Annotated in this window: 42 protein-coding genes; 39 read left to right on the top strand and 3 right to left on the bottom strand. The window is 67.9% G+C overall.

Translation table 11 applies throughout. The features are described from left to right. Positions 1-4 precede the first annotated feature (4 nt). The 23 genes from Ade02nite_RS10110 (at position 5) to Ade02nite_RS10220 (ending at position 6,097) form a co-directional block, all read left to right on the top strand. Positions 5-205, top strand: a complete 201-nt coding sequence (locus Ade02nite_RS10110; RefSeq protein WP_203761308.1) for a hypothetical protein — start codon at positions 5-7, stop codon at positions 203-205. Next, positions 202-375, top strand: coding sequence for a hypothetical protein (locus tag Ade02nite_RS10115; RefSeq protein ID WP_203761309.1), 174 nt, complete (start codon positions 202-204; stop codon positions 373-375). The genes Ade02nite_RS10110 and Ade02nite_RS10115 overlap by 4 nt, the downstream gene beginning before the upstream one ends. Then, positions 375-581: a hypothetical protein gene (locus tag Ade02nite_RS10120; protein WP_203761310.1), complete on the top strand. Its 207-nt coding sequence runs from the start codon at positions 375-377 to the stop codon at positions 579-581. Before Ade02nite_RS10115 ends, Ade02nite_RS10120 begins: the two co-directional genes overlap by 1 nt. Continuing rightward, on the top strand, positions 578-718 hold the full coding sequence (locus tag Ade02nite_RS10125; protein ID WP_203761311.1) for a hypothetical protein: 141 nt from the start codon (positions 578-580) through the stop codon (positions 716-718). The genes Ade02nite_RS10120 and Ade02nite_RS10125 overlap by 4 nt, the downstream gene beginning before the upstream one ends. After that, complete coding sequence (locus tag Ade02nite_RS10130; RefSeq protein WP_203761312.1) at positions 718-1,206, top strand: hypothetical protein; 489 nt, start codon at positions 718-720, stop codon at positions 1,204-1,206. The genes Ade02nite_RS10125 and Ade02nite_RS10130 overlap by 1 nt, the downstream gene beginning before the upstream one ends. Further along, positions 1,203-1,400: a hypothetical protein gene (locus Ade02nite_RS10135; protein ID WP_203761313.1), complete on the top strand. Its 198-nt coding sequence runs from the start codon at positions 1,203-1,205 to the stop codon at positions 1,398-1,400. The genes Ade02nite_RS10130 and Ade02nite_RS10135 overlap by 4 nt, the downstream gene beginning before the upstream one ends. Then, entirely contained in the window at positions 1,397-1,744 is a 348-nt protein-coding gene (locus Ade02nite_RS10140; protein ID WP_203761314.1) for a hypothetical protein, read from the top strand. The genes Ade02nite_RS10135 and Ade02nite_RS10140 overlap by 4 nt, the downstream gene beginning before the upstream one ends. Positions 1,745-1,992: 248 nt before the next feature. After that, a complete protein-coding gene (locus Ade02nite_RS10145; RefSeq protein WP_203761315.1) occupies positions 1,993-2,550 on the top strand; it encodes a hypothetical protein in 558 nt (185 codons plus the stop codon). An 81-nt stretch (positions 2,551-2,631) separates the two neighbouring features. After that, positions 2,632-2,793, top strand: a complete 162-nt coding sequence (locus Ade02nite_RS10150; RefSeq protein WP_203761316.1) for a hypothetical protein — start codon at positions 2,632-2,634, stop codon at positions 2,791-2,793. A 5-nt stretch (positions 2,794-2,798) separates the two neighbouring features. Continuing rightward, positions 2,799-3,104 carry a hypothetical protein gene (locus Ade02nite_RS10155; protein WP_203761317.1) on the top strand — a complete coding sequence of 102 codons (306 nt, stop codon included), beginning with the start codon at positions 2,799-2,801 and terminating at the stop codon, positions 3,102-3,104. Positions 3,105-3,168: 64 nt separating this feature from the next. Next, positions 3,169-3,375 carry a hypothetical protein gene (locus tag Ade02nite_RS10160; RefSeq protein WP_203761318.1) on the top strand — a complete coding sequence of 69 codons (207 nt, stop codon included), beginning with the start codon at positions 3,169-3,171 and terminating at the stop codon, positions 3,373-3,375. After that, positions 3,372-3,581 carry a hypothetical protein gene (locus Ade02nite_RS10165; protein ID WP_203761319.1) on the top strand — a complete coding sequence of 70 codons (210 nt, stop codon included), beginning with the start codon at positions 3,372-3,374 and terminating at the stop codon, positions 3,579-3,581. The genes Ade02nite_RS10160 and Ade02nite_RS10165 overlap by 4 nt, the downstream gene beginning before the upstream one ends. Then, positions 3,578-3,844, top strand: a complete 267-nt coding sequence (locus Ade02nite_RS10170; RefSeq protein WP_203761320.1) for a hypothetical protein — start codon at positions 3,578-3,580, stop codon at positions 3,842-3,844. The genes Ade02nite_RS10165 and Ade02nite_RS10170 overlap by 4 nt, the downstream gene beginning before the upstream one ends. Next, positions 3,841-4,020 (top strand): hypothetical protein, encoded by a 180-nt coding sequence (locus Ade02nite_RS10175; protein WP_203761321.1) that lies wholly within the window; start codon positions 3,841-3,843, stop codon positions 4,018-4,020. Before Ade02nite_RS10170 ends, Ade02nite_RS10175 begins: the two co-directional genes overlap by 4 nt. Next, positions 4,017-4,268, top strand: a complete 252-nt coding sequence (locus Ade02nite_RS10180) for a hypothetical protein (RefSeq protein ID WP_203761322.1) — start codon at positions 4,017-4,019, stop codon at positions 4,266-4,268. Before Ade02nite_RS10175 ends, Ade02nite_RS10180 begins: the two co-directional genes overlap by 4 nt. Next, positions 4,265-4,528: a hypothetical protein gene (locus tag Ade02nite_RS10185; RefSeq protein ID WP_203761323.1), complete on the top strand. Its 264-nt coding sequence runs from the start codon at positions 4,265-4,267 to the stop codon at positions 4,526-4,528. Before Ade02nite_RS10180 ends, Ade02nite_RS10185 begins: the two co-directional genes overlap by 4 nt. Continuing rightward, on the top strand, positions 4,525-4,824 hold the full coding sequence (locus Ade02nite_RS10190; RefSeq protein ID WP_203761324.1) for a hypothetical protein: 300 nt from the start codon (positions 4,525-4,527) through the stop codon (positions 4,822-4,824). The genes Ade02nite_RS10185 and Ade02nite_RS10190 overlap by 4 nt, the downstream gene beginning before the upstream one ends. Continuing rightward, positions 4,821-5,084, top strand: a complete 264-nt coding sequence (locus Ade02nite_RS10195) for a hypothetical protein (RefSeq protein WP_203761325.1) — start codon at positions 4,821-4,823, stop codon at positions 5,082-5,084. The genes Ade02nite_RS10190 and Ade02nite_RS10195 overlap by 4 nt, the downstream gene beginning before the upstream one ends. Further along, positions 5,081-5,269: a hypothetical protein gene (locus tag Ade02nite_RS10200; RefSeq protein ID WP_203761326.1), complete on the top strand. Its 189-nt coding sequence runs from the start codon at positions 5,081-5,083 to the stop codon at positions 5,267-5,269. Before Ade02nite_RS10195 ends, Ade02nite_RS10200 begins: the two co-directional genes overlap by 4 nt. Continuing rightward, entirely contained in the window at positions 5,266-5,511 is a 246-nt protein-coding gene (locus Ade02nite_RS10205; protein ID WP_203761327.1) for a hypothetical protein, read from the top strand. The genes Ade02nite_RS10200 and Ade02nite_RS10205 overlap by 4 nt, the downstream gene beginning before the upstream one ends. A 78-nt stretch (positions 5,512-5,589) precedes the next feature. Then, positions 5,590-5,742 carry a hypothetical protein gene (locus Ade02nite_RS10210; RefSeq protein ID WP_203761328.1) on the top strand — a complete coding sequence of 51 codons (153 nt, stop codon included), beginning with the start codon at positions 5,590-5,592 and terminating at the stop codon, positions 5,740-5,742. After that, positions 5,742-5,924, top strand: coding sequence for a hypothetical protein (locus Ade02nite_RS10215; protein ID WP_203761329.1), 183 nt, complete (start codon positions 5,742-5,744; stop codon positions 5,922-5,924). The genes Ade02nite_RS10210 and Ade02nite_RS10215 overlap by 1 nt, the downstream gene beginning before the upstream one ends. Beyond that, a complete protein-coding gene (locus Ade02nite_RS10220) occupies positions 5,924-6,097 on the top strand; it encodes a hypothetical protein (protein ID WP_203761330.1) in 174 nt (57 codons plus the stop codon). Before Ade02nite_RS10215 ends, Ade02nite_RS10220 begins: the two co-directional genes overlap by 1 nt. Before the next feature lie 29 nt (positions 6,098-6,126). On the opposite strand, the gene Ade02nite_RS10225 is transcribed toward Ade02nite_RS10220, so the two are convergent. Together Ade02nite_RS10225 and Ade02nite_RS10230 are read right to left on the bottom strand one after the other, a co-directional pair. After that, the gene (locus Ade02nite_RS10225; RefSeq protein ID WP_203761331.1) at positions 6,127-6,639 is read right to left on the bottom strand and encodes a hypothetical protein; all 513 of its coding nucleotides are present in this window, start codon (positions 6,637-6,639) and stop codon (positions 6,127-6,129) included. After that, entirely contained in the window at positions 6,636-6,854 is a 219-nt protein-coding gene (locus tag Ade02nite_RS10230; protein WP_203761332.1) for a hypothetical protein, read from the bottom strand. The genes Ade02nite_RS10225 and Ade02nite_RS10230 overlap by 4 nt, the downstream gene beginning before the upstream one ends. Before the next feature lie 125 nt (positions 6,855-6,979). Here Ade02nite_RS10230 and Ade02nite_RS10235 point away from each other — a divergent pair, with 125 nt between their 5' ends. The 16 genes from Ade02nite_RS10235 (at position 6,980) to Ade02nite_RS50250 (ending at position 11,137) form a co-directional block, all read left to right on the top strand. Beyond that, complete coding sequence (locus Ade02nite_RS10235) at positions 6,980-7,216, top strand: hypothetical protein (protein WP_203761333.1); 237 nt, start codon at positions 6,980-6,982, stop codon at positions 7,214-7,216. Next, positions 7,213-7,476, top strand: coding sequence for a hypothetical protein (locus Ade02nite_RS10240; protein ID WP_203761334.1), 264 nt, complete (start codon positions 7,213-7,215; stop codon positions 7,474-7,476). The genes Ade02nite_RS10235 and Ade02nite_RS10240 overlap by 4 nt, the downstream gene beginning before the upstream one ends. A gap of 9 nt (positions 7,477-7,485) precedes the next feature. After that, complete coding sequence (locus tag Ade02nite_RS10245) at positions 7,486-7,671, top strand: hypothetical protein (protein ID WP_203761335.1); 186 nt, start codon at positions 7,486-7,488, stop codon at positions 7,669-7,671. A gap of 3 nt (positions 7,672-7,674) precedes the next feature. Next, complete coding sequence (locus Ade02nite_RS10250; RefSeq protein ID WP_203761336.1) at positions 7,675-7,929, top strand: hypothetical protein; 255 nt, start codon at positions 7,675-7,677, stop codon at positions 7,927-7,929. After that, positions 7,926-8,249, top strand: coding sequence for a hypothetical protein (locus Ade02nite_RS10255; RefSeq protein ID WP_203761337.1), 324 nt, complete (start codon positions 7,926-7,928; stop codon positions 8,247-8,249). Before Ade02nite_RS10250 ends, Ade02nite_RS10255 begins: the two co-directional genes overlap by 4 nt. Next, positions 8,246-8,470, top strand: coding sequence for a hypothetical protein (locus tag Ade02nite_RS10260; protein ID WP_203761338.1), 225 nt, complete (start codon positions 8,246-8,248; stop codon positions 8,468-8,470). Before Ade02nite_RS10255 ends, Ade02nite_RS10260 begins: the two co-directional genes overlap by 4 nt. Next, positions 8,467-8,712, top strand: coding sequence for a hypothetical protein (locus tag Ade02nite_RS10265; protein ID WP_203761339.1), 246 nt, complete (start codon positions 8,467-8,469; stop codon positions 8,710-8,712). Before Ade02nite_RS10260 ends, Ade02nite_RS10265 begins: the two co-directional genes overlap by 4 nt. Next, the gene (locus Ade02nite_RS10270; RefSeq protein WP_203761340.1) at positions 8,709-8,960 is read left to right on the top strand and encodes a hypothetical protein; all 252 of its coding nucleotides are present in this window, start codon (positions 8,709-8,711) and stop codon (positions 8,958-8,960) included. The genes Ade02nite_RS10265 and Ade02nite_RS10270 overlap by 4 nt, the downstream gene beginning before the upstream one ends. Before the next feature lie 2 nt (positions 8,961-8,962). Continuing rightward, positions 8,963-9,196, top strand: a complete 234-nt coding sequence (locus Ade02nite_RS10275; protein WP_203761341.1) for a hypothetical protein — start codon at positions 8,963-8,965, stop codon at positions 9,194-9,196. Next, the gene (locus Ade02nite_RS10280) at positions 9,193-9,378 is read left to right on the top strand and encodes a hypothetical protein (protein WP_203761342.1); all 186 of its coding nucleotides are present in this window, start codon (positions 9,193-9,195) and stop codon (positions 9,376-9,378) included. Before Ade02nite_RS10275 ends, Ade02nite_RS10280 begins: the two co-directional genes overlap by 4 nt. A gap of 224 nt (positions 9,379-9,602) precedes the next feature. Beyond that, entirely contained in the window at positions 9,603-9,779 is a 177-nt protein-coding gene (locus Ade02nite_RS10285; RefSeq protein ID WP_203761343.1) for a hypothetical protein, read from the top strand. After that, positions 9,776-9,958: a hypothetical protein gene (locus Ade02nite_RS10290; protein ID WP_203761344.1), complete on the top strand. Its 183-nt coding sequence runs from the start codon at positions 9,776-9,778 to the stop codon at positions 9,956-9,958. Before Ade02nite_RS10285 ends, Ade02nite_RS10290 begins: the two co-directional genes overlap by 4 nt. Then, the gene (locus Ade02nite_RS10295) at positions 9,955-10,230 is read left to right on the top strand and encodes a hypothetical protein (protein ID WP_203761345.1); all 276 of its coding nucleotides are present in this window, start codon (positions 9,955-9,957) and stop codon (positions 10,228-10,230) included. Before Ade02nite_RS10290 ends, Ade02nite_RS10295 begins: the two co-directional genes overlap by 4 nt. Then, positions 10,227-10,400 (top strand): hypothetical protein, encoded by a 174-nt coding sequence (locus Ade02nite_RS10300; RefSeq protein ID WP_203761346.1) that lies wholly within the window; start codon positions 10,227-10,229, stop codon positions 10,398-10,400. Before Ade02nite_RS10295 ends, Ade02nite_RS10300 begins: the two co-directional genes overlap by 4 nt. 34 nt (positions 10,401-10,434) lie before the next feature. Then, on the top strand, positions 10,435-10,728 hold the full coding sequence (locus Ade02nite_RS10305; RefSeq protein ID WP_203761347.1) for a hypothetical protein: 294 nt from the start codon (positions 10,435-10,437) through the stop codon (positions 10,726-10,728). Positions 10,729-11,008: 280 nt separating this feature from the next. Then, positions 11,009-11,137, top strand: coding sequence for a hypothetical protein (locus Ade02nite_RS50250; protein ID WP_275409898.1), 129 nt, complete (start codon positions 11,009-11,011; stop codon positions 11,135-11,137). A gap of 59 nt (positions 11,138-11,196) precedes the next feature. Here Ade02nite_RS50250 and Ade02nite_RS10310 read toward each other — a convergent pair whose 3' ends face one another. After that, the gene (locus tag Ade02nite_RS10310) at positions 11,197-11,679 is read right to left on the bottom strand and encodes an excalibur calcium-binding domain-containing protein (RefSeq protein ID WP_239168660.1); all 483 of its coding nucleotides are present in this window, start codon (positions 11,677-11,679) and stop codon (positions 11,197-11,199) included. Positions 11,680-11,768 lie beyond the last annotated feature (89 nt).

An 11,768-nucleotide genomic window follows, 5' to 3' on the forward strand; every position in this document is an offset into this window, starting at 1 on the left:
CGAGGTGACCGACCCGACCGGCGCCGTCCGCCTTTCCAAGGCCGACAGCATGTGCTCGGTCCCGGAGGGCACTGACCCGGAAGCGTTCGCCCGCGAATGGCTCGACGCCCCCGACAACGCGGGCTGGACGTGCCGGGTGTGGATTCAGGATGCTGTCCTGCCGTTCCCTGCCAGCCGCGAGCCGGACGCGGTGGTGACGGCATGAACCTGTCCGTGCGTGTCCACTACGCCGACCAGCCGCCCCGCGAGCACGACACCACCGACCCGGCGCATCTGCGGGACGTGGCCGACGCCCTCCGCGACCTGGCGAACGGTGAACGGCCGGGCGGACCTTTCCAGGGCATCACCCGCATCGAGCTGACGTGGGAGGCGTGATGACCGTCTACACGTTCGCCTACCGCTTCCTCGACCGGGAGTGGCATCGTGGCCGGCTCGTCAGCAACCTGCCGACCGCTGAGGTGTTCGCCGAGAAGCTGGCGGAGCTGCCGCAGAACGAGCCCACCGACGAGATCCGCGTGTGGACGGGCGACGACACCGAACGCGCCCCTGACGCGACCGTGCGGCGGGAGGTGCGGTCGTGACCCGCCTCGACCGCCGTAAGCGGAACCGGAAACCCGGCCAGGTGTTCACCCGCGTTGTCGTGGCCGAAGAGGTCCGCGCGCCGATGGAGGGCGTGCAGCTGCTGTTCATGACTGGCCGCGGGCGAAGGCTCGCCTGATGAGCCTCAACGACCACTACCGCGACCTTGGCCGCGGCTGGGATCTGCTGGCAGCCGCCGACGACCACACCCGCCCGAAGCTGCTGATCGACCAGGCGGAACGGTTCGAAGACCTCGCCGCTTCCCCGCACGGCACTACCAGCGACACCGACACCGCGATCCTGCTGCGCCTGCTCGCCGACGTCGAGTTCGTCGCCACCGGGGAACTGTCGCGCCGGCACGCCACCAGCAGCCGTTTCGAGCCGGCGCTGGGCCCGGTCCTGGACCGGCTGGCAGTGACTGCGGATCTGACAGCGCGGGCGGCGATGCTCGCCGAGATCGCCTTGCAGCTGGATGACGACACGGTGGTGGAGACCCTGGCCCGCTTGCCGTACGACGGCAACCGCTGCGGTTGGAGTGGCGAGGAGGTGATGCCGTCGGAGCGGTCGCTGGGCGGTTTCGTGCGGGCAATGGGTGTGGCGTGGCGTTCGCGGAGGGCTGCCCGATGAAGCGCACGATCGACCTCGAACTCATCCCTGTCGGCGGCTTCGTCCCGGACGAGCACGCTGTCTGCCCGTTCACCGACTGCACGGGCGCGGTCATGTCGTACGACTTGGAGCGCGGCGAACTGGTGTGTCCCGACTGCCGCACCGGGGCGCTGGCCATGGCGGAGATCGCCCACGCTGAGCGGGTGGCGTTGTGACCGGCCTCAGTGACATGGCCTGCCCGTCGTGCGGTGGCCGGAACTTCGCCGTGTCCCCGAGCGGGGTGCGCTGCCTCGACTGCGGCTGGACGTACACGGTCGGCTCGGCCGCCCGCTGCCCCGTCGAGGTTGCCCGCGCTGAAGCACTGTTCGTGTCCGGCCTCGACGCGGCGGAGCAGCCTTCTGCCGCCCAGATCAGGGATGCTGTCGGCACCGAACTGATCGTCGGCTGCTGCGCCGAGCGCATGGCGTTCCTGTACGGCGAGAACCCCGAACGGTCGGCGGTCCGGATGCGCTGGTGTATCGCCGCTGTCGCTGACGCTTTCACGACGGTGCCGGCGTGAAAGCGCAGACGTACACGCACGCCAAGCGCCGGCCGACGGTCCGCTGGCGCTGCCGCGACTGTTCTTGGCGTGGGCGCCGCTCACCGGACATGCGCTGCTGCCCGAAGTGCGCCAGCCGCGCGGTTGAGAGGGCCTGACCGGCTCCCCGAGTCCCAGCCCGTCCCCCTGAGGGGTTCTTCCCCTGGGCTGGGGCTCCGGCGGCCGGTCAGACCTCCTGATCGCCGAGAAAGGCAATTATGACCACCGACATGACCGAGACTTTGGCCCGCTCCCGCGTCTCCCTCGACCCGATCGTCCGCAACATCCTCGAGCAGGGCCGCACCGTCCGCTCCCGCAACCGCGACGGCGAGTACGCGATCGTCCTCACCGGCGATCGCACCGTCGTCGACGTCAAGCTCGGCGAATGTCTCGCCGGGGCCGCCGACGACCGCGCCGACTGGACAATCACCGTCACCGACTTCACTTTCCGCAACGTCGCCGAGGCGGACCCGGACCTCCGCTTCTACGCGCCGGTCTTCGACCGGAGCGGCGTCCGGGTCGGCACGATCGCGGTCAGCGGCTCCCCGTACGGCAAGACCATCACCGATCAGGGTCCGGTAGAGACGATGACCGTCTTCTTCTCGGCGCTTCGGTCCGGTGACCTGTTCCGGGAGTCCGTCACCGACAGCGAGGGCCGCGCGGTCCTGTTCCGTGCCACTGCGGACGCCGAGCCCAACGGCCGGGTTGTCGCCGAGACGGTCACCTTCGGCGAGGAGCGCGTGTTCGATCTTGGCCCGGACTACCTCGCGTTCAAGGTGACCGCCTGACCGCCCGACTATGGCGCCCGACTGGTTCGGGCGTCGTGGCGGCCGTTCAGACCGTCTGACCGAGCCGAGAAGGAGAACACTATGCCCGGCATTCTGCCCCCCACACCGAACATGACCGACGCTCTGATCGAGGACACCATCCGTGCCCACCCGGACTGGTCCGACGAGCAGATCGCCGCCGATTTCGGCGACCCCGGCCTCGTGACCGCTGACCGGGTCGCGCAGGTCCGCGAGCGGATGTGACATTCGTGCGCGAAATCCACCTGCGCCCCGCCGACCTCATGTCCGCCCGCAACGGCGAAACCGTCGTCGTGCGCGCCGCCGACTGGAGCTCCGGCGCTGCCCAGCGCACCATCAACATCCCGGACGGTTCCACCGCCGAAACCCCGGACCAGCGCACCCGTGACCTGGTGCGGGAGGTGCTGGAGAACAATCCGCACATCGACCGCAGCCTGATCGACGCGACCACGGTCGCGCAGATCGTCGGGATCCTCGACTGGCAGGGCACACCCGTGCCGGCCGGTCAGATCCTCGGCACCCTGATGGGGCGGTGACCGTGATCCGCATCCAGCGCATGTCGATCAGCGTGGACCAGGTGGTCCGGGTGGAGGACTTGTCGTGAGCATCCTCGACGACCCCTGCGTGCAGCCGTTCGGCGGCGGCTTCGAGGTGACCACCGACGCCGGGCCGGTCAGGGTTCTGCCGAACGAGGCGCTGGGCTGGGGCCTGTACGTCGGCGACCGGCTGAACCTGGTGATGACGAGCTCCGGCCCGGCGATCGGCTTCCAGTCCGCCGAGGCCGCGATCGAGGCGGTGCTGTCGTGACCGTCGAGTTCCTGATGTGCCAGGCGCCACCGCGCTGCACCGACGACGCCACCCAGACGATCACCGTGCAGGGCACCAACCACAGCAAGACGGTGTGCGGCCAAGACGTGTGCGTCGAGTGGGCGAAGACCGAACTGTGCCAGGACCATCCGGGCGCGCAGCTGGTCGTGACGCCGTTCAACCCGTACCGAGTGGAGGCGTCGTGAGTATCGACCTGACCAACCCGCGGGTGGGCCGGCGCGGCACCGACCACGAAGTCCTCGTCGACGGCAGGTGGTACCTCGCCGAAGAGGACGACCGTGACCAGCCGCCGACGTGGAAGGCGTACACCGACCCGGAGCGTCCGGAGGAGGGCGGCCGGCGCATCGAAGACACCGCTGACCCTCTCGCGGGGAATGCGGAGGTGTGCAAGCCGCACTTGTCCGCCGAGTCGCTGATCGGCGCGCTGCTGTCGGCGGGTGCCCGGTGAGCGACCGCATCGCACGGGCGATCGTCTCATCGATCGCCGCCAGGTATCCGGACGAGTCCGATCAGCAGCTCTTCGACCGGATCGTGCGGGCGTCACGCAGCGCCGGCAACCCGGAGGCGGAGATCCCGCTGACGGTGGAGGCCGTGTCGCGGCTGCGGGGGGAGGCGGCGTCGTGATCCTCGATGACGACATGACGCCCGGCCCGTGGGTCGATATGGAGGCGGACTTCAGCAGGCGGATCGAGGCCGCGGAGATGCCGCCTACGGCTGACCGCAGGCGGCTGATGCAGCTGGTCGAGCGTAAAGGAAGGGTGTTCATGGCTCGTCCGGCAAGGCTGTCGCAGCTCCTCGCCGAGGCGGGTGTGCAGATGACCACTGATCAGGTCAGGAAGGTACTGGCGGCGGAACATCCGGTGATCAAGTGAGCGCCTACGACAACGACCTCCGCGTGGATCGGATCAACGAGCACCATTTTGTCGTGACGGCCCCGGACGACAACTACGACGTCTCGGCCTGGATGAGCGAGCAGCACTGGCTCATTGACCCTGCCCGCAACAGTCACGCCCGACGCGAAGCGAACATCCGGAACCGCGAAGAGGCGGAGGCTTTCACCGCGCGAACCGTTCGCGGCCCGTTCCGCTCCGCCGACGAGGCGATCCACTCGCTGATCGGGGATCCGCAGTGAACGCTTACACCAACGACCCGCGGGTCCACGTCAACGCGTGGGGCAGCACCGAACGCGAGGTGACCTACACGGTGCCCGCGCAGTACGTGCCCGCCCAGCCTCCCGACAGCGACCTCGACTGGTCGGCCTACACCCCCGGCGACACGATCGAAGTCAAATACGTCCAGGACGGCTTCACCATCAACGGATGGATGGTGTTCGCCGGCAACGATTCGCACACCAGGCTGCTGACTACCTGGGGCTGCTACCACTGCGCCGATACGGCGCTGGCGCACGTGCTCGGGGATCCGCAGTGAGCGCCGCCATCACCCTCACCTTCGCCGACCTGGTGCGGCTGCGGGCCGGTGACGTCCGCCGGGTGGCCGCCGATGATGGCAGCCCGGTCCTGGTGCTGGCCGACACGTCGCCGGCGCGGCCCAAGCTGACCTGGCCGGACCGGATCGTCCTGACCCTCGCCGAGCTGGACCTGATCGAGCGGCATCCCGGCGAGCCGTTGATCGCCAACGTGGAGGGCTCCACGAGCCGCGGGTTCGCGCTGATCGGGGAGGCGCCGTGAGTTCCCCCTGGCAGGTTCGCGTATACCGCGAGCAGTTCACCGAGCCGGTGTCGGCCATGGCCTGGTCGAACGACGAGGTGTCGCAGTTCCTGGCCGAGATCGCCGAGGAGCACGGGCCGGGCACGCTGGTGGAGCTGGTCGACCCGGAGGGCACGGTCGTCGCGTCCGAGGCGGTGGTGAAATGAGCCTCAAGGAGTACGTGACTAAGCGTTTCCACGGCGTCGTCTGCAACCCGAACAAGGTGCCGCAAGCTGATTGGGGCTGCTGCGGGTGCGGCGCCCCGGAAATGAACGTGTACATCACGCTTGGCTGCGACTACTGCAAGGCGTCCGGTGACGGCTACTGCTGGGCGTGTGTGGAGTCGCCGAACTGGCCGCCCGAGATCGCGGCGGCGGACTACACGGTAATTCCCGGTCGCGAACGATGACCGGGAGGAAGACGGGCCGCGCGCGTGCCCTGGGAAGCCTGCGCGGCCCGGTGACCGAACCCGAAGGAGGTTCCAGCCATGACGAACGTAGCAGTGGCCAACCGCCGGCACACCCCGGACTGGCCGTACAGCGACCGGGAGATGCGGTTGATCGCCGCGGCGGTCCGGCAGGAGGCGAACCCGCCCGCCCAGCGCACCGGCCTCGGCCCGGTGGCGAAGGTCGGCGGCTGATGCAGGCGCAGGCAGACCTGACCGGCGAGCAGGAGCGGCAGTTCCGGGAGATCCGGCAGCGGGCGGTCGCCGAGGGCCGCGACGTGTCGGATCTGATCCTCGCCCTGGTCGAGTCGCCGAAAGACCAGGCGGCAATCGCCGAGGCGTTCGCACCGGGCGCCGGCGAGGGGTACCTGAGCTGATGGCCCGCACCTTGGTGGTCTCCGAGGACGGCGCGACCGTGGTGGAGGTCAGCACCGACGACGAGACGGGCTGGACGACGGGCCGGTGCCGGGCGTGCCGCGCGGTGATCTCCGATCGTGGGCATTTCGAGGACACGGTCGAGGCGTCCGGGCTGCACGCCGACCAGCACTGATGAATGCCCTGCCTACTCGGGTGGGGCCTTCACTTCATGGGCTTGCCGAGGTGTCGGTAGACCGTCTTCCGCGTGCGTCCCGCTGCAACGGCGATGTGCTCGATCGGGACGTCGAGTTCCTTCGCCCTCGCGATCAGTTTGTCGGCCTGTTCGTCGATGATTCGGCGCTGCTCGGCCAGGTTGGCGAGCGCGCGCAGCACCTTCGCCTGCTGGTCGTCTGGCTCGTGAGACGGACGACCCCATGCCAATCCGTCGCCGCGTGGCCGGAAGGTCGGTCGGCCATCCGCATCTGCTGTCACGACGTTGTAGCGGGGATTCTCATCACGGATGACCCGAAGCTCAGCCACCTCTGCGGAAACACGATCGGGGTACCAATCGATGCTCACCTTCGACTGATCCACCTCCGGCCACCACTCCTTCCGCTCGGAATGGCGCTGGAATCGAGCGGGAGGATCGAAGGTCACGCCGACGTAAAGCAAAGCGCCATCAACGCCGAACAGGCGATAGAGGGCGGTTGCCCTCTCGGTGGTCGTGATGGTCATTTTCCACTTCGCTTCGCCAGCCCGAGCACTACACGCAGGTACTCGCGCGACCAGACGTGTTTGGCGGCGCGCAGGATGGCCGACTGCTGCTCACCGTCGGCGTAGGCGGCACGCATGGCTTCGGCGAGGTTGTAGCTGGCCTGCTTCGCCGCTTCCTGAGCCTGCTCGTACTGCTCGGCCGCCTCGGCGAGAGCCCGCTCGTGCTTCTCCTGCATGACCTGCATGATCGCACAACTCTGTTGGCGTACCGATGGTGCACACTCAGTTGACATCATGCACACATGGTAGGCACTATGGGTGTGCAAACCAAGTGTGCATCCAGTGAGGAGAGCCAGTGGCCATGACCGTCACCACCAAAACCGTTCGGATCCCGTCGTGCGAGCAGCACGAGGGCTTCCACAGCGTGGAGGTCACGGTGCTCTGGGAATGCCCGACCTGCGGCGGCCCGCGCGGCGAGGTATTCGACACCCTGTCGTACGACGGCTCGCGCCGCCTTTCCGTCCACGGCTGGCGGAACCCGTGCGGACACATCGACGGGTACGCCACTGTTCGACGCGAGGCGGGGATCGGCCAGTGATCACTGAGCATGCCGTCTGCGCCCTCCCGCCCGACCATCGGAGCTGGCGGCACCTGGTCATTCGTGTTGAACGCATCGACGCTACCGAGGAATGGCGAGTGCGTTGGGGCGCCGAATATCTGACCTCGGGCGCGGACTGGTCGCCGGACGCCCGCGATGCCGAACAGTTCACCGAGCAGGACGCCCTGGACGTCGCCGAGGTGATGAGCCGCCACGTGGACGTGGACGGCCTGACCGCCGCCGACCTTCTCAACCGCTGAAGGAGACTTGTGGATTCCCGCGACATCATCGCCACGTGGCCGCTCGACCCGGTCGAGCGGCTGCGCGACACCCTCGCCCTGTACAAGCACCGCCCCGACGACGACCTGGTCATCCAGGCCGCGTCCGCCGACGGACAGCAGGTGGGTGTCACCTTCGGCGACTTGCGCGCCCTCATCCAGCAGATCGGAGCCTGACCAATGACCATCACCGCCTACGTGCACGGCAGCACCGACCCCAACCACCTCGGCAACCTGAAGGACGGCGGCACCCTCACCGTCGAAGGCGTCACCTACGAGATCCCCGACCGGGCGCAGCGTGGCGGCCGGTTCGCCCCGCGCCGGATCATCGAAGCGCTGGAGGCGGCCGGCTACAAGCCCGCCACGAACTACTACGGCGACCTGAGCAAGCCCAACGCCGACGGCGTGTACGAGATCCAGGTGGTGAAGGCGTGACCGCCCCGACCACCGGCGAGCAGGCGACGGCCGAGCGGATGCTGGCCGAGCTCCACGAACACGGCTACGTCGACCGTCCCGAGTTCAAGGGCCTCAAGCCCGGCGACCGGGTGAAGCACCGCGGCGAGCAGTACCCGGAGGCGTACGACCAGGGCACTGCCACTGTGTGGGCGGTCGTGGAGAAGCCCGACTCGGCGTGGTCGCGGAAGTACCACGCCTCGGACGTGGAGCTGATCGTCGTCCGGGACCGGCCGTTCGCCGAAGGCATGTCGCGGGTGACGTCGTGGGCGAACTACCACACCGAGGCGGTCGTCCGGTGACCTCGCAGCTCGGCCCTGAGGAGCGCACCGCCGGGGATGCCATGCTGTCGGCCGTCTTCAGCCACTGGGGCGTCGACTACGGCCCGGCGACCGGCACCTTCCACCGCATGCCCGACGAGCACGGCATCGTGCCGTGCTGCGGGCGGCACGTCGACCAGATCGGCCGAGACTGGATGACCGCCTGCACCGACGACGTCACCTGCACCGGGCCGACGTTGTGAGCGCCCGTGACATCGAAGGTGACCGGATCGTCGAACTCGTCGCTGCCGGGCACAACAACTTCCACCGGCTGGCCGAGTACCTGCACATCCTGCCGCACTCCCCCGCCCTGCGGTCCGCCTTGGACCGGCTCATCGCCGAAGGGCGGCTACGCGAAGACGAACACGGCCGGCTCCACACGGTCGGCCACGACCTGCTCGAGAACCTGCCCGCCGAGGGCACCAACGACTTGGAGGACCGATGACGGCCCCCTACGAAACGAACGAACCGACTGTTACCGACCTAGCAATTCACGACCTGGTGAACCTGATCCGCGACGTCGACGGTGACAACAGCCTCAGCTCGTACGAACTGGGCCTAGAGCTTTACTACCGCCTCGGCGTGACCGGCGTGGTCGGCTTCGTCGAGCGCACCAACCCGGACAAGCGGCTGGGTGCCGGCCAGCTCGCCGAGCTCATCGTCGCCGAATTCAACCTGGACAAGGAGAGCTGACCATGACCGTGACCATCCCCCGCGCCGAACTCGATGCCGTGATGAACGACTACGGCCAGCCCTGGCCAGCCGACGGCGACTCGGATTCCACCACGGTCCGCGCCGCCGCCGTCATCCGCAGTGAAGCCGAGGACGCCTTCGGCGCGAGGTTCGAGGAGGTGTCGCGCCGAGTCTTGATGTCGAAGCTGGCCGACGACCTGGACGCCCTCGCCGACCGATACGAGGCCACCCGATGACCGTCACCGACCCGTGTCCCGCGCCGGCCACCCAACCCACACAGGATCCGGACGACTTGATCGCCGCCACCCTCCCCTACCTGTCCAGCGCCTACTACACCGAGGCCGCCGAGTACCTGGCGTCGAAGGGGTACACGCCCGAGCAGATCCGCGCCCTGGCCGCAGAACGGCTGGCGGCGTGACATGGACGCGACACTGACCGACCAGCAGGCCACTCTCCTTCGGGAGGCTGCCGACAACAACGGCGTCATCTACATCGGTGACGGTGCCGGATCCGGCAGCGGAAAACGGCGAAGGCGCTGGTCCGCAACGGCATGTTCTCTTGCGGCGACACCCGCGGCTGGGGCTATCACCACGTCACCGAGCACGGTTACCGGTGGCTGACGAGTGTTGGGCAGGAGTCGCATTGATCCGCCCGCCGATCTGCCAGAACATCTTCGCGCACCTGCCCGACAACGCGGACACCTTCGAGCATGCCTGCGGCCATCAGGTGCTGGAGCTGCCGTGCGGCTGCGTGATCGACGACCACGACACCGAAGAGTGCGACGGCCGGTCTGTCGCCGAACTGGAGGAAACCCGATGAACCATAACACGTTCCAACTGGCTCGGATCGCCTACGACGCCTACTGCACTGCGGTCGGAGGGAAGGCATTCAACGGCGATGACCTTCCCGCGTTCGACGACGTTCCGCAGCGAATCAAGGACGCGTGGATCGTCGCCGCGACCGCCGTCGCCGACAAGGTCCGTGAGGAGAGCCGGTGAGCGACCACCTAACTCCCACCACCAGCGGCAGAGGGTTCGGCTACCTGCCCAAGATCCCGTCCGAATACGGCGGGCATGTAGCGGTGCACGAGTCCAGTTCAGCCGAAGGGCCGCACATTTGGCTGCGCGCCACGGAAGAGATGCCCGGTAAGGAGCCGGTGCAGGCCGCGATTCACCTGACCGCCGAGAGCGCGTGGCGGTTGTCGGAGCAGTTGCAGAAGCTGGTCCGCGAGCATTACCAGGGTGATGCGACCCCGGAGTGGGCGCGGTGACCACCGACCGGTGCGAGGCCCGCGCGCAGCAGATGTACGAGCAGCACCGCCGGCAGCACGACTGGCCGCCGCTGCCGGACTGGGATGGGCTGAGCGTGGAGGCGCAGAACATCTGGTACCGGCGGGCCGCTGACGAGCTGTACCCCGAGAGCGCGAAGGAGCGGCAGTGATGAGCCTTCCTGACGGCGTGACCGTGGTCGAGCGGTGACCCGCTCGTGGCGCATGTTCGCCGGCTGCGGCAGCATCGAGTCCCGCCCGTTTCACCGCTTCGGCGACGAACGCACCGTCCGGTTCTGCGGGCTGGAGCCGGTGGCGGTGGAGCTCACCGAGGACGCCGAGGGCGGCTACTACGGCTGGCTGCCGACCGGTCGCGACGCCCCGGTGATGATCCAGGGCCATGAGGGCATATTCCGGATGCAGTCGCCGGACGGTTTCCGGTCGAGGGTCGAGCACAGTGACGGTGAGATCGTGCGCATGTCGTGCCGGGCGGTCGACTGAGTGAGTCCGAGTGGACTGACTTTCAGCGCCCATGCTGACCAGCAATCTTCCCTGTGACCGAAATCACCTAACATCCTCGCGACTGTACCCACAGTAATATACATGCGCGCCTAACGGCAGCTCAGTCACGTGGATACAGTTCCAAAACCGCAGCTCAGCTGCCTAGTCATCGGCGTCCCGCGCGATTCCAGCCTGGCCCCCCGTAGCGCCTTGGCGTTACTCCACGTAACGTCTAACACAGACGGCCGCTGGAAGCTCTCAATTGTTCAAGGAGGCACGCATGGACGCTTTGAGCCCTTGGGGCGAGATTGGCAGGACGGTCCGGTACGCCCTGGTAAGCAATACCCGGACCGCCCGCCTGATCGCACTGATGCTGATCGTGATGATCGGCTGGTACGTGCTGCTGTAAGCGTACGACCCATGAAGCCCCAGTCAACACGCGTGGCTGGGGCTTCGCCGCGTCCAGGCCTATTCGCAGGCCACACCGTCGCCGTCGCGGTCGAGGTGGCGGCCGTAACCAGGGTCGCCGCGGTAGATCGGGTCAGCTCCGGCGGCACGCACGGCCGAACAGTTCTTGTAGTACACCGACGTGGGCGCCTTGGTGGTCTTGCGCGGTTTCGACTTCGTGGTGGTGGGTCGAGGCTTGGGCCGTTGCGTCGTCGGTTTCGGTGACGCGCTGGTGCGTGTCGGGCTGGCCTGACGCTGAACTTCGTTCGCGGTCGGTGAGGCGAGCTCATCGAGGGCATTGGGGACGGCGGAAGCTGCCGTCGCCGTTGCGGTGGGGCGTGCGTCGCCGGCTCGTGGTGTCGTTGTCGGGCTCGGATCGTCGTCGCTGGTGAAGGCGTTGATGACGACACCGCCGCAGCACAGGAATGAGACGAGCACGAGGATCGCGAAGATGGTGCTGCCGGTGGTGGCTTTCGGCTTGCCGGCCTGTGCGTCTTTCGTCACCGGATCACCGTCTGCCCGTCTTGGGCCGGTGTCGATCAGTCTTTTGGGCGGCTTCCGTCGATGATCAGACGCGCCGTTCTGTGCATCTC

It is taken from the genome of Paractinoplanes deccanensis (assembly GCF_016862115.1).
GTDB classification, from domain to species: Bacteria; Actinomycetota; Actinomycetes; order Mycobacteriales; family Micromonosporaceae; genus Actinoplanes; species Actinoplanes deccanensis.